The sequence below is a fragment of the Enterococcus sp. GC34 genome, from assembly GCF_040886645.1.
GTDB lineage: Bacteria > Bacillota > Bacilli > Lactobacillales > Enterococcaceae > Enterococcus > Enterococcus faecalis.
Map to the genome: position 1 here is coordinate 127,219 of NZ_JBFOEF010000001.1, position 14,195 is coordinate 141,413.

The window sequence follows — 14,195 nt, forward strand, 5'->3', positions numbered from 1 at the left end:
AATCGCTATTATATAGGGAGTGAAGGTGTTTAAATGCAAAAGAGTTATAAACTAGAAGGACTTGATTGTGCAAGTTGTGCAGACAAAATTGAAAAATCTGTCCAAAAAATTCACGGAGTAGAAAAAGCGCGTGTGGACTTCATGGCTGAAAAAATGACACTGGAAGTTGAATCAGGACATGATTTAGAAGTCGAAAATGAAGCGCGTGCAGTGATTAGTAAGTTAGAACCAGATGTCAAAGTTATTTCTTTAAAAGATGTCAAAGAAGAAGAGGGACGTAATCCAAATAAGAATCGCTTAATTCGTATCATTATTGCATTTGTTTTATTTTTAGCACTTATTATCATTAAACCAAGTAATAATTGGGTTGCTTTGGCGTCTTATTTAGTCGTTTATGTCTTAATTGGTGGCGACATTGTCAAACGAGCGGTAACGAATATTTTTCGTGGGGAAGTATTTGATGAAAATTTCTTAATGTCTGTGGCAACGATTGGGGCATTCTTTATTGGGGAATATCCCGAAGCTGTGGCAGTAATGTTATTCTACCAAGTCGGCGAATGGTTCCAAAGTGCTGCAGTTGATCAATCCAGAAAATCAATTGCCAAATTAATGGATATTCGTCCAGATTCAGCAAATCTTTTAGTAAATGGACAAATAAAAGCGGTCGCTCCAGATACAATTGAAATTGGGCAACAAATATTAGTGAAACCAGGTGAAAAAGTTCCATTAGATGGTCAAATTATTGATGGATCAAGTATGGTAGATACCTCTGCGTTAACTGGTGAATCCGTTCCAAGAACGGTCAAAGTCGGCGATGAAATCTTAGGTGGTTTTATCAATAAAAATGGGGCCTTGACCATTAATGTTACGAAAAAATTTGGGGATTCAACAGTTAGCAAAATTTTAGATTTAGTTGAAAATGCTAGCAGTAAAAAAGCCCCTGCAGAAAACTTTATTTCTAAATTTGCTCGTTACTATACACCAGTTGTCGTTGTTTTAGCTGTCTTATTGGCAGTGATTCCACCATTTATTTTCCCTGATACTTCTATTAATGAATGGGTTTATCGGGCATTAACGTTCTTGGTTATTTCTTGTCCATGTGCCTTAGTCATTTCTGTTCCTTTAAGTTTCTTCGGTGGAATTGGCGGAGCCAGCAAGCTAGGTGTTTTAATTAAAGGAAGTAACTATTTAGAAATTTTAGCGAATACGGAAACAATTGTTTTTGATAAAACTGGTACGCTAACAAAAGGAAATTTTGTGGTTCAAAACATAACTAGTGTTGTCTTACCCGAAGAAGAGTTGTTGCGTTTAACAGCAACAGCAGAACAGTTATCCACTCATCCAATTGCTATTTCTATTAAAGAAAGCTATGGCAAAGAAACTGTTCCAGCAACAGCAATTGAAGAGGTTGCCGGACACGGTATCAAAGCCACAATTGAAGGCAAAACAGTTTTAGTCGGTAATGCGAAGTTAATGAAACAATTTGGTATCGAAGCACCAGAAGTGAAGGAAGCGGGAACTTTAATTTTTGTCGCTATTGATAATCAATTTGCAGGCTACTTAGTGATTGCGGATCAATTGAAACCAGATGCCATTTCAGCAATAAAAGAATTAAAAGCTGAAGGGGTCAAACAAACTGTTATGCTGACTGGAGACAATCAACAAGTTGCAGAAGCTATTGCAAAAGAAGTTGGTGTTGACAAAGTTTATGCAGAACTTTTACCAGATGGCAAAGTGGATCGTTTAGAAGAGTTGTTAAAAGCATCTTCACCTAAAAACAAAGTTGCCTTTGTTGGTGACGGCATGAATGATGCACCTGTTTTAGCCCGGGCTGATGTTGGGATTGCCATGGGTGGTTTAGGAAGTGACGCGGCAATTGAAGCTGCTGATGTGGTGATTATGAATGATGAACCAAGTCGTATCGCCTCTGCGATTAAATTATCAAGAAAAACATTGAGAATTGTTAAACAAAACATTATCTTTGCGATTGCTGTTAAAATCATTGTTTTGGTACTAGGTGCATTAGGCTTGGCTTCAATGCAAGCAGCAGTGTTTGCTGATGTTGGTGTAACTATTATCGCTGTTTTAAATGCTATGCGTTGTTTACGTGTAGAAAAGATGAAAGATACTAACTAAGCCTTAAAAAGTACAGCTGAAACAAACATTTTTAGCTGATTATCAGGTTTTGAGCGTGGGACAAAAATCACTTTGACTTTTTGTTCCACGCTTTTTCTCCTACACAATTTCTATTCGTTCTTAAATTGCCAGAGTTCTTGTAAAGAAATCTTTAAATTTTTCGCTTTGTGGCATATAATAAGAGAGAATTTGTACGAAAATTGCGCTTCGCTTTTTTTTCATGGTACAATAAGCAAGAATGGATTGATTTACAGGAGGGAACCTCAACATGGCATCAAATGAAAAAACACGATATAAAGCAATCATTGCAGACCATACGTATACAATTATTGGCCAAGAGTCAAAACAACATATGGATTTAGTCACAAAAATTGTCAACGAACAACTGGCGGAAATTAAACATCTTTCTCCGCAAACTGATACGGAACAAGCTTCTGTTTTATTAGCAATTAATGCAATTTCAGATCAACTAAAAAAACAAGAATATGCTTTAAAATTGGAAAAACAAGTAGCAGATTTAAAACAGAAAACCATTCGTTTGGCTGAATTAGAGAATCGTGTGCGCCGAATGGAAATTATCGAAGAAGAAGCACGAGATGTTTTGAAAAAGAATGGACAAGAAGATGTAGAAATTCATAATCATGTGGAAGCCCAACAAATTTTGAATGAAAATCGAAAACAGCAGATTCAAAATAAAGGTGTTTCGGAGTAGTTCCTGAAAGGATGACAAGATGTTAACAATACTTATTTTATTACTTTTAGCCTTTGGATTTTATACAGGAGCTAAACGAGGCTTGATTTTACAAGTGCTCTATTCGGTAGGTTACTTAATTTCATATTTTGTTGCTCGAACCTATTACAAAGAGGTCGCCTCTCATTTAGAATTGTATATTCCATATCCATCGGTTACGCCAACGTCAAAGCTTGTCTTTTTTAATCAAGAGATTTCTTTAGACTTAGACAAAGCCTTTTATTCAGCGGTTGCGTTTCTATTATTGCTGTTTGTAGGCTGGTTAGTCGTTCGTTTTTTAGCTATCTTTTTACATGGATTAACATTTATTCCAGTTTTGAAACAGGTAAATGGACTATTAGGTGGCGTATTAAGTGTTCTTGTGTTATACGTGGGTCTTTTTCTAGTGTTAGCTACGGCGTCAATGATTCCGTCAGATATTGTCCAAAATCAGTTTCGGTCAAGTGGCTTGGCACGAGGCATTGTAAAAAATACCCCAATTCTAACAAAACAAGCATATGAATTATGGGTTGAACCAATTACGAAATAAAGCTGAATGGGACTGAGATAGAGATAAGAAGTAAGTGAGCAAAGCGAAACTTCTTATGTTATGTCTCAGTCTTTTCAACAAATGAAAAAGTTAGAAAAGTAGGTGGAAAAATGAATCAGCGTATTCTATCAACATTAGGGTTTGATAAAGTAAAACAACAGTTGTTGCAATTTATTGTGACAGCTCAGGGGACAAACGAAGTTTCGGAATTATTACCGATTGCTGATGAAAATAAAATTCAAGCATGGCTAAATGAAACACAGGATGGTTTAAAAGTTCAACGATTACGTGGTGGAATCCCTATTCCTAAATTAGAAAATATCCAACCACACATGAAACGGATTGAAATTGGTGCGGATTTAAATGGTGTAGAATTAGCACAAGTAGGCCGTGTCTTGTCGACTACTTCAGAACTGACTCGTTTTTTTGATGAGCTAAGTGAAAATGAAGTGGATTTTGAACGTTTATATATGTGGCGAGAGCAACTAGAAGTTTTGCCTGAATTAAATCGCCAACTCAAACAAGCCATTGATGATGATGGCTACGTCACAGATGGAGCTTCGCCAGCCTTAAAGGCAATTCGGCAAAATATTCGTCGTAGTGAGCAGACCATTCGAGAAGAACTAGATAGTATTATTCGTGGGAAAAACGCACGTTACCTAAGTGATGCCCTTGTTACTATGCGAAATGAACGCTACGTGATTCCAGTCAAACAAGAATATAAAAATATTTTTGGTGGCGTGGTTCACGATCAAAGTGCTTCAGGTCAAACCTTATTTATTGAACCTAAACAAATTTTAGAAATGAATAATCGCTTGCGACAACAACAAATTGCCGAAAGAAATGAGATTACTCGCATCTTGGCAGAACTGTCGGCCGAGTTGGTCCCTTATCGCCGTGAAATTACGCATAATGCTTATGTAATCGGTAAACTTGATTTTATTAATGCTAAGGCGCGACTAGGAAAAGAACTAAAAGCAGTTGTTCCAGAAATTAGTCAAGCAAATCATGTAGTTTTTAAACAAGCCCGGCACCCGCTATTGGATTCAGAAAAAGCTGTAGCCAATGACATTGTGATTGGTGAAGAATATCAAGCAATTGTGATTACAGGGCCTAATACCGGCGGGAAAACCATTACTCTGAAAACGTTAGGTCTTTTACAATTAATGGGCCAAGCTGGACTACCTATTCCAGTTGAAGAAGAGAGTAAAATGGGTATTTTTACAGAAGTATTTGCGGATATCGGGGATGAACAATCAATTGAACAAAGTTTAAGTACTTTCTCTTCACATATGACGAATATCGTGTCTGTCTTAAAGAAAGTCGATCATCAAAGTTTAGTACTATTTGATGAATTAGGTGCTGGGACAGATCCGCAAGAAGGGGCCGCTTTAGCGATTGCCATTTTAGATTCATTGGGCGCTAAAGGAGCTTATGTGATGGCAACAACCCATTATCCTGAATTAAAAGTGTATGGCTATAATCGAGCTGGAACAATCAATGCCAGTATGGAATTTGATGTAGATACCTTGAGTCCAACCTATCGTTTATTAATTGGCGTGCCTGGCCGAAGTAATGCTTTTGAAATTTCGAAACGTCTTGGATTAGACAATAGTATTATTGAAGCTGCAAAACAAATAATGGACGGTGAAAGTCAAGATTTAAACGAAATGATTGAAGACTTGGAAAACCGTCGCAAAATGGCCGAAACTGAATATTTAGAAGCTCGCCACTATGTTGATGAATCGGCCGCTTTGCATAAAGAACTGAAAGAAGCCTATCAAGTATTTTTTGAAGAACGAGAAAAAGAATTACAAAAAGCGCGGAAAGAAGCAAATAAAATTATTGCAGAAGCGGAAGAAAACGCAGAAACCATTATTTCTGATATTCGCAAAATGCAATTGGAAAGTGGCCAACAAGGTGGTGTCAAAGAACATCAGTTAATTGATGCGAAAACACAACTTTCTCAATTACACCATGAAGAAACCAAGCTTGCTAAAAACAAAGTGCTAAAGAAGGCGAAAGAACAGAAAAAATTAAAAGCTGGCGATGAAGTAATTGTCAATACTTACGGCCAACGAGGGACCTTATTAAAAGACAACGGCAAAGGACAATGGCAAGTCCAATTAGGCATTTTAAAAATGAACGTATCTGAAGAGGATATGACGCCTGTCGCTCCACAAAAAGAAGCAAAACCAAGAGTTACAACGGTTCGTTCTGCAGAAAGCAGTCATGTTGGCACACAACTAGACTTACGTGGCAAACGCTACGAAGAAGCATTGGCAGAAGTTGACCAATATATTGATGCTGCGATTCTAGCAGGCTATCCACAAGTAACCATTGTTCACGGTAAAGGAACAGGTGCATTAAGAACCGGAATAACGGAATTTTTAAAAAATCACCGCAGTGTGAAAAGCTATGAATTTGCGCCACAAAACCAAGGTGGTAATGGTGCGACTGTCGTGAAATTCCAATAAACAAGGACTTACAATAAGTAAGCAGAACACTCGCTATCTTAGAGATGACGTGTTATACTAAGCATGTAGTAAGAGTAAAGAGTAGGAGGTTTGTGAAATGACACAAGCAATTACCGATAAAGATTTTGCAACAGAAACAGATGAAGGATTAGTCTTAATCGACTTTTGGGCAACTTGGTGTGGCCCTTGTCGTATGCAAGCACCCATCTTAGAACAATTATCTGAAGAATATGATGAAGACGAAGTAAAAATCGTCAAAATGGATGTGGATGAAAATCCTGCAACACCAGCAAGTTTTGGAATCATGAGCATCCCAACATTGCTATTGAAAAAAGATGGCGAAGTTGTTGAAAAAGCAGTCGGTGTTCATACAAAAGACCAATTGCAAGCAATGATTGCCAAACACTTATAAACGTTGATTAGTCATTACGAATAGTCTGATTCAGTCTGAAGAGAAATCATTAGCGATTGTCTTTTCAGGCTGTTTCTTTCGTACATAAAGTAGCGGCTTTTTTTGTTTAATTACAAAAAGAGGTGTATAATAGACGAAGCATTTTGTTAGAAAGGAAGTATCGTATGAACGAACGAATAAAAAATAAATTAGCACTGCTTCCTGATCAACCTGGTTGTTATTTAATGAAAGATAAAAACGGCACGATTATCTATGTTGGGAAAGCCAAAATTTTGAAAAACCGTGTCCGATCTTATTTTCGTGGTAGCCATGATACTAAGACAGAACGATTAGTCAGTGAAATCGATGATTTTGAATATATTGTGACAGAATCGAATATTGAAGCACTTTTATTAGAAATTAATTTAATCCATAAAAATAATCCCAAATATAACATCATGTTAAAAGACGATAAAACCTATCCTTTTATCAAAATCACAAACGAAAAATATCCTCGTTTAATGATCACTCGAAAGGTTTTAAAAGACAAAGCGTTATATTTTGGCCCATATCCAGATGTAAATGCAGCGAATGAAACAAAGAAACTGTTAGATCGGCTTTTTCCTTTGCGAAAATGTAATCCGTCGCAAAAAACACCTTGTTTGTATTACCATTTAGGGCAATGTCTGTGTCCCTATGCTTTTGATGTAGATCCGCAAGTCTACAAAGATATGGTGGAAGAGATTAAAGGGTTTCTCTCTGGTGGACATACAGAAATTCAAGACCGCTTACAAGAAAAAATGGCTTATGCAGCTGCACATATGGAATTTGAAAAAGCTGCAGAATTTCGCGATCAAATTAAAGCGATTGAAACAGTTATGACCCGCCAAAAAATGACGAATGTGGATTTAATTGATCGTGATGTGTTTGGTTATGCTGTTGATAAAGGCTGGATGTGTGTCCAAGTATTCTTTGTCAGACAAGGAAAATTAATCGAACGTGATGTATCGATTTTTCCATTTTATGATGATGCCAGTGAAGCATTTTTAACTTTTATTGGACAATTTTATCAAGAGAATGAGCATTTTGTGCCAAAAGAAGTCTTGATTCCTGATGACATTGATAAAGAAAGCGTTGAAGCTTTATTAGCTACGAAAATCTTGCAGCCGCAACGGGGAGAAAAGAAAAAACTGGTTAAATTAGCCAGTAAAAATGCTGCAGTTGCTTTAAATGAAAAATTCGATTTGATTGTACGGAAACAAGAACGAACAATTGGCGCAGTTGAAAAATTAGGCAATGCGATGAACATACCTGCGCCCATTCGAATTGAAGCATTTGATAATTCAAATATTATGGGAACCAACCCTGTTTCTGCGATGGTTGTGTTTATTGACGGACGGCCAGCTAAAAATGAGTATCGAAAATATAAAATAAAAACTGTGCAAGGTCCTGATGATTACGCTTCTATGAGAGAAGTCATTTATCGCAGATATTCACGAGTTTTAAAAGAAGGCTTGCCTTTTCCTGATTTAATTTTAATCGATGGTGGTAAAGGTCAAGTCGATGTTGCCAAAGATGTGTTAGCCAATCAACTAGGAGTCGATATTCCTGTAGCTGGATTAGCCAAGAACGACAAGCACAAAACGAGTGAACTTTTATTTGGTCCAGACTTAGAAGTTGTACCATTGGAAAGAAACTCACAAGAATTTTTCTTGTTGCAACGAATCCAAGATGAAGTCCATCGTTTCGCCATCACATTCCATCGTCAATTACGTAGTAAAAATAGTTTTGCTTCCAAATTAGATAACATTGAAGGCTTGGGACCGAAACGCAAAAAAAATCTTTTAAAAGAATTTAAATCGCTTAAAAATATTACGGCAGCCAGTGTTGAAGAATTAAGAAAAGCTGGGTTACCTGAAACTGTCGCGAAGAATGTGTATCGTCATTTGCACCAAGAAACAACCTCTGAGATAGAAAAATAAATGAAAATGAAACAGACAAATTAGGTGCTTTTCCTAATTTGTCTGTTTTTTTTATTCAATTTTTTCATGAAAAGTTGAACTCTCAAGAAAATATGATAACGATTTCTTTCGTGATATACTAATACTAACTTAAAAGAGAGGACGTCTGATCATGAAAATACTAACACCCGTTTATCAAATAAAATTTAAAAAAGTACCAAATCAATTACTGATTGATGAGCGTTTAATGAATGAATTGGGTACGTGGCTGAATCGTACAGGTCGAATTTGGGCCTGCCAATCATCAAAATCGGCAAAGGAATTTAAAAATAAATTTTATGAAAGCACAGGCTTGACCGCAAATGAAGTGCATATTTCTGCCGAGACGGATGGCCTTTTTCACTTAGCAGAAAATAAAGCGTCTGATTAAAGTGCAACATCTTTCCATAACAATTGTCATTGACAAGCCAACACAGGAAAGATACGATATGAGTAACTAAACAGCGGTTTAGAAAAAGTGAAGGGGGCGTTTATGTGTTAGAGGTAAAAGAGTTAGTCAAAACCTTTGGGGATTTTAAAGCAGTTGATCATGTATCCTTTACGATACCGGACGGGAAAATTTTAGGATTAATTGGCCAAAATGGTGCCGGGAAAACAACTACATTTCGCTTGATTTTAAATTTTTTAACACAAGATAGCGGGTCGGTTTTATGGAATGGTCAACCATTAAACGAAAAAGAATATAATATTATTGGTTATTTACCAGAAGAACGGGGTTTATATCCTAAAATTACGATTGAAGACCAACTAATTTATTTCGCTTCATTGCGGGGAAAAACTAAAAAAGAAATTGAACCTAAAATTGACTTTTGGATGGAAAAATTTCAAGTTAAAGGCAAAAAAACGGATAAAGTTAAATCTTTATCAAAAGGCAATCAACAAAAAGTTCAATTGATTGCGACACTTATTCATGAGCCGAAGTTAATTATTTTAGACGAGCCTTTTAGTGGCTTGGATCCAGTTAATGCAGAATTATTAAAAGACGGCATTATTGAATTGAAAAATCAAGGTTCTTGTGTCATTTTTTCCAGTCATAATATGGACAATGTGGAAAAAATCTGTGACCATTTAGTCATGTTAAAAAATGGACGCATGGTTTTAGATGGTCAGGTTCATGAAATTCGACAACAATTTGGTCGAACAAAATTATTTTTAGAATCACCGTTATCTGTTGAGGAAGTTGCTGCTACTGCAGGTGTGAAAGAAGCACACTTGCGACAAGATGGCGTCTTAGAAGCGACATTAGAAAACGCTGAAGTGGGCAAAGTGTTGTTTGATAAAGCGACAGCCAACGGCTACATTCCAATGTTTAATCAACAACCACCAACACTGGAAGAAATTTTCAAAATGAAAGTAGGTGGGCAAGATGAGTAAATTTTGGATTATTGCGACTGATGTCTATAAGAAAAATGTGAAGTCGCTGTCTTTCTTAATCATGATTTTAGCGCCATTTCTTCTTGTAGGAATTGTTTACTTAGCGGGCTCTCTAGCTAGCGGTTTTTCAGGAGATACTACCATTGGTCTGGTTTCGGAAAATCAAGCGCTCGTTAAAGAGTTGACAAAGAATAAAACAGAGGACTTTTCTTTCAAAGCTGTTTCTTCTGAGAAAAAGGCCCAAGAACAATTAAAAGACGAGAAAATTGATGCCTATTTACTTTTGGACACTACAGATAATCAGATTTCTGGTCAGCTTTACTCTGAACGCTCTTTAGGAAATGCAACCGAGATGCTAATCCCTCAAATGTTAAACCAATTACAAACAATGGCGAATGCCAATCGTTTAAATTTAACAGCTGAGCAAGTTGCCATGTTGAATCAACAAGCAACATTTAAAAAAGCCAAAATTAGTTTTGATGAAAATGGCAAAATAAAAACAGGAGAAGATAACACAGGGATTCAAATGGCGTTAGCAATGGGGATAACAATTTTGTTATTTGTCTTCATCAGCAGTTATTCTTCAATTATTGCCCAAGAGATTGCTTCTGAAAAAGGCACTAGAATCATGGAAGTTATTCTCTCTAGTACAAAAGCGCAAACCCATTTTTATGGCAAATTAACTGGGGTTATTCTAGTAGCTTTAACACAAATTTTCATTTACGGAGTGGCGTTTGTTCTCGGCTATTCTCAATTGAAAAATCTTGATTTTATGAAAAGTCTATTAAGTGGTATTTCACCACAAAGTATTTTTTCATCAACCTTTATTTTTACATTAGGCTTTTTCGTTATTGGTATTCTCGTTTTTGCTGTTTTGGCAGCACTTTGTGGTTCTCTTGTTTCCAAACCAGAGGATACAGCAAAAGCAGTTCAGCCCATCATGTATATTGGTTTAATCGGTTATATGATTGGCATTACGTTTGGGACGAATGATCCGCAAAATATCGTGGTGAAAGTGACTTCCTTTATTCCGCTGATTTCGTCATACATTATGCCAGTACGCTTGGCGACCGAAACGGCATCAACAATGGAAGCAATTGTCTCATTAGTGATTTTGGCAGTTTTTGGAATTATTTTAACAATCTTCTCTGCTCGTTTATACAAATCAAACGTTCTTGTATACAGCGAAGGCGGCATGATTCAATCCTTAAAACAGTCAATTTCTATTTTAAAAAATGAACAAAAGCATAAATAATTTTTGTTTAACTCTAAAAGGACCCGGTAAATCAGTCAAAGTGACTGATCTGCCGGGTCTTTTTTAGGCACCGTTCGTCGTTCAACTAGACGAACGGTTAATTTTTTTTCAGGAATGTTCGTCTGATTTAATTGGTTGTATAGGTAAATAAATGAGTTTTCGGCTTGATACTGAATGGCATAATCAACAGTCGTAATATGCATCAATTCACTGACATAACTATTATCAAAGCCAATGACAGCGACATCGCGAGGAACGGCATAATTTAGATTTTCAAGTTCTGAAATAAACTCAGCTGCTACGTGATCATTATAAAAGGCCAAAGCTTCTGGCTTTTCGGTTAATTGTTGCCAGTAATGGGCAATTTTGCGACCAGAATGGTTAGTATACTGATCATTAATCAGCCACTCAGCTTGCCAAGGTGCCTGAGTGTTTTCATAAAAATCTTTCATTGCACGTTTTCGTGCGTGCGTGTTTAAATTTTCGGGATTACCGAGGACATGACCGATTTTTTGGTATCCTTGTTGTTGTAAATATTCTAAGGAACGATAGTAACCAGAGTAATGATCAATGTAGGAAGAGTATATATTAGGTGAATCGATACGATGCCAGGTTGCTAAAGGACCATATGCGCTGTAAGGCTCAATCACCGACCATTCATTTGTTCGTGTCAATAAAAACAAGCCATCTAATTGTTTGTATTTTAATTGGTTCAAGGCATCAATTTCTTTCTGCTGATCGCCATCTGTAAAAAATAAGGTTACGGAATAATTGTATTTTTTGGCAATTGAAATAAAGCGATTCAAGAAAATGCCTAAGGAACCTAAATAGCTAGGGGCTAAAAAGCCAATAGTTTTTGTGGCACCTGCTCGTAAATTCCGCGCCACATAATTCGGGGTATAATTTAATTCTTTCATTGCTTTGAGAATTTTTTCTTGACTATCGGCACTCACATATCCTTTTCCAGAAATTAAGCGAGAAACAGTCGATTTCGAGACACCGGCAACTTTTGCTACATCAATGATAGACGTCATTTTTTACCTCCAAAGTGGAATGTATTCTTATAAGAAGTATAGCATACATTTTTTTGAAAATAGTGCTTGACATGGGAACATTCCCATAATTTATCCTAAAGATGTAAACGATAACAATTTAATCAAGGAGGAAGAAGACGGATGACAAGAGGAGCATTAAAAATTGCAACAATTGGTGGCGGTTCTAGTTATACACCTGAATTAATTGAAGGATATATTAAAAGAAAAGATGAACTGCCAATTAAGGAAATTTGGTTAGTCGATATTGAAGCTGGTAAAGAAAAATTGGAAATTGTTGGGGCAATGGCGAAGCGCATGATTAAAGCTGCTGGTTTAGATTGGGAAGTTCATTTAACATTGGACCGTGAAGCAGCCTTAGAAGGGGCGGATTTTGTTTCAACACAGTTCCGTGTAGGATTATTAGATGCTCGCATTAAAGATGAACGGATTCCTTTGTCCCATGGAGTATTAGGCCAAGAAACAAATGGCGCGGGAGGAATGTTTAAAGCATTTCGAACAATTCCTGTCATTTTAGCTATTATTGACGATATGAAACGCCTTTGCCCAGATGCTTGGTTAGTGAATTTTACTAATCCAGCTGGAATGGTTACGGAAGCTGCAATTAAACATGGCGGTTGGAAAAAAACAGTTGGCTTATGTAATGTGCCGATTGGTCATAGAAAACAAGCGGCCGAAATGCTGGGAATTCCAGAAGAAGACTTATTCTTTAAATTTGCTGGAATTAATCATTTCCATTGGCACCGCGTTTGGGACAAAGAAGGACAAGAGCGAACACAAGAACTCATTGATTTAATTTACGGACCTAAGCAAGAGCAAGAAAGTCATTTGAAAAATATTTTTGATGCGCCGTTCCATTATGAACAGTTAAAAGATTTAGGAATGTTACCATGTGGTTATCATCGCTATTATTATATTGAAGATGAGATGTTGAAGCATTCCATCGAAGAGTATGAACGGGGCGAAACAAGAGCACAAGTGGTTAAAGAAACGGAAGGTCGTCTGTTTGAATTGTATAAAGATCCCAAACTAGATTACAAACCAAAAGAATTAGAAGAACGGGGCGGCACACACTATAGTGATGCAGCTTGTGAAATGATCGCATCAATTTATAATGATAAACGAACGGATATGGTTGTTTCTACTGAAAATAATGGGACAATTACTGATTTACCGTATGATTGTGTTGTAGAAGTATCTGGACCTGTAACAGCACATGGCCATGAACCTTACAACTGGGGGGCCTTTCCACCAGCAGCACGAGGAATTATTCAAAATATGAAAGCTATGGAAGAAACGGTTATTCGAGCAGCCATCAATGGTGATTACGGCGCAGCATTGCATGCTTTCACTATTAATCCATTAGTTCCTGGCGGCGTCATGGCGAAGACCTTGTTGGACGAATTATTAATTGCCCACAAAGCGCATTTACCGAATTTTGCAGATGCGATTAATAAAATTGAAGAAACACAACCAGAAACAGTCACATATGTGGCCGAATTAATGAAAAGTAATTAAAAAATATCGCACGCTAAAGATTCGTTTAGTGTGCGATACTTTTTTTAGAATAGGAAGCAAAGGGTTCCGTTTTTTTCTTGACAGTAAAATGATAGGTTTGTTGCCGGAACAGCCACTGAATACCAGAGTAAATTAAAATTTCAGCAATAATAAATGTCGAAAGTTTCTGTGCGGAAAGGAATAATAGCGTTAAAATTAAAAATAAGACGACACAGGTATAAAAAACATGTTGCAATTTTTTAGAATTGATAATCGTGATTTCTTTGGTATCTTCAGTAACTTCAATGCGCCGATAAAACTGGAACCAGCCTTCATAGAACGTTAAAACATCCCCATGATCAGCCTCAATTTCAATAGGTACATTAGTAAAAAGTTTCCCTTGATGCACACCATTTTTATAAAATGTAAAATAGCGTAACGCGCCCCAAGCTGATGTTTTTCGTGTCAATGTAATCTTCATGGTTTTCACCTCCGTCTTTATTTTGCCATAGTTTGGGTAAAATTGTATCCTACTAAAGTCCGATTCTCTCATTTTAGGGTCAGAATTGACAAAAGAAAGCAGAGGTGTTAATGTGGGAGTAATTAAACGAGGAGGTATAATTGTATGTTGGCATCTATCAGAATTTGGATTGACTTTTTGACAAAATAAATTGAATAAATCTTATCAAAAAGTCTGAAATTAAAATTCATG

12 protein-coding genes are annotated in these 14,195 nt (G+C 36.6%); 10 read left to right on the forward strand and 2 right to left on the reverse strand.

The genetic code is table 11. From position 1 onward, the window contains the following. The first annotated feature begins 33 nt into the window (after positions 1-33). The 9 genes from AB3I72_RS00600 (at position 34) to AB3I72_RS00640 (ending at position 10,934) form a co-directional block, all read left to right on the forward strand. Positions 34-2,136, forward strand: a complete 2,103-nt coding sequence (locus AB3I72_RS00600; RefSeq protein WP_368023404.1) for a heavy metal translocating P-type ATPase — start codon at positions 34-36, stop codon at positions 2,134-2,136. Positions 2,137-2,404: 268 nt separating this feature from the next. Then, positions 2,405-2,848, forward strand: a complete 444-nt coding sequence (gene zapA / locus AB3I72_RS00605) for a cell division protein ZapA (protein ID WP_002357706.1) — start codon at positions 2,405-2,407, stop codon at positions 2,846-2,848. Positions 2,849-2,867: 19 nt separating this feature from the next. After that, positions 2,868-3,416 carry a CvpA family protein gene (locus AB3I72_RS00610; RefSeq protein WP_174121076.1) on the forward strand — a complete coding sequence of 183 codons (549 nt, stop codon included), beginning with the start codon at positions 2,868-2,870 and terminating at the stop codon, positions 3,414-3,416. A gap of 110 nt (positions 3,417-3,526) precedes the next feature. Next, the gene (locus tag AB3I72_RS00615) at positions 3,527-5,893 is read left to right on the forward strand and encodes an endonuclease MutS2 (protein WP_368023405.1); all 2,367 of its coding nucleotides are present in this window, start codon (positions 3,527-3,529) and stop codon (positions 5,891-5,893) included. A gap of 97 nt (positions 5,894-5,990) precedes the next feature. Next, positions 5,991-6,305, forward strand: a complete 315-nt coding sequence (gene trxA, locus AB3I72_RS00620) for a thioredoxin (RefSeq protein WP_002357703.1) — start codon at positions 5,991-5,993, stop codon at positions 6,303-6,305. A gap of 164 nt (positions 6,306-6,469) precedes the next feature. Further along, positions 6,470-8,266 carry an excinuclease ABC subunit UvrC gene (uvrC, locus tag AB3I72_RS00625; RefSeq protein ID WP_002398263.1) on the forward strand — a complete coding sequence of 599 codons (1,797 nt, stop codon included), beginning with the start codon at positions 6,470-6,472 and terminating at the stop codon, positions 8,264-8,266. A 151-nt stretch (positions 8,267-8,417) separates the two neighbouring features. Next, entirely contained in the window at positions 8,418-8,675 is a 258-nt protein-coding gene (locus tag AB3I72_RS00630; protein WP_176944446.1) for a DUF3884 family protein, read from the forward strand. Between the two features lie 104 nt (positions 8,676-8,779). Further along, positions 8,780-9,679: an ABC transporter ATP-binding protein gene (locus AB3I72_RS00635; protein WP_002357699.1), complete on the forward strand. Its 900-nt coding sequence runs from the start codon at positions 8,780-8,782 to the stop codon at positions 9,677-9,679. Beyond that, a complete protein-coding gene (locus AB3I72_RS00640) occupies positions 9,672-10,934 on the forward strand; it encodes an ABC transporter permease (RefSeq protein ID WP_033599298.1) in 1,263 nt (420 codons plus the stop codon). The genes AB3I72_RS00635 and AB3I72_RS00640 overlap by 8 nt, the downstream gene beginning before the upstream one ends. Positions 10,935-10,969: 35 nt before the next feature. On the opposite strand, the gene AB3I72_RS00645 is transcribed toward AB3I72_RS00640, so the two are convergent. Continuing rightward, positions 10,970-11,968, reverse strand: a complete 999-nt coding sequence (locus AB3I72_RS00645; RefSeq protein WP_002360405.1) for a LacI family DNA-binding transcriptional regulator — start codon at positions 11,966-11,968, stop codon at positions 10,970-10,972. 141 nt (positions 11,969-12,109) lie between these two features. Here AB3I72_RS00645 and AB3I72_RS00650 point away from each other — a divergent pair, with 141 nt between their 5' ends. Next, on the forward strand, positions 12,110-13,504 hold the full coding sequence (locus tag AB3I72_RS00650; protein ID WP_010715171.1) for a 6-phospho-beta-glucosidase: 1,395 nt from the start codon (positions 12,110-12,112) through the stop codon (positions 13,502-13,504). A gap of 25 nt (positions 13,505-13,529) precedes the next feature. Here the strand turns inward: AB3I72_RS00650 and AB3I72_RS00655 are convergent, their stop codons facing one another. Beyond that, positions 13,530-14,036: a hypothetical protein gene (locus AB3I72_RS00655; protein ID WP_002404200.1), complete on the reverse strand. Its 507-nt coding sequence runs from the start codon at positions 14,034-14,036 to the stop codon at positions 13,530-13,532. Positions 14,037-14,195: the final 159 nt, after the last annotated feature.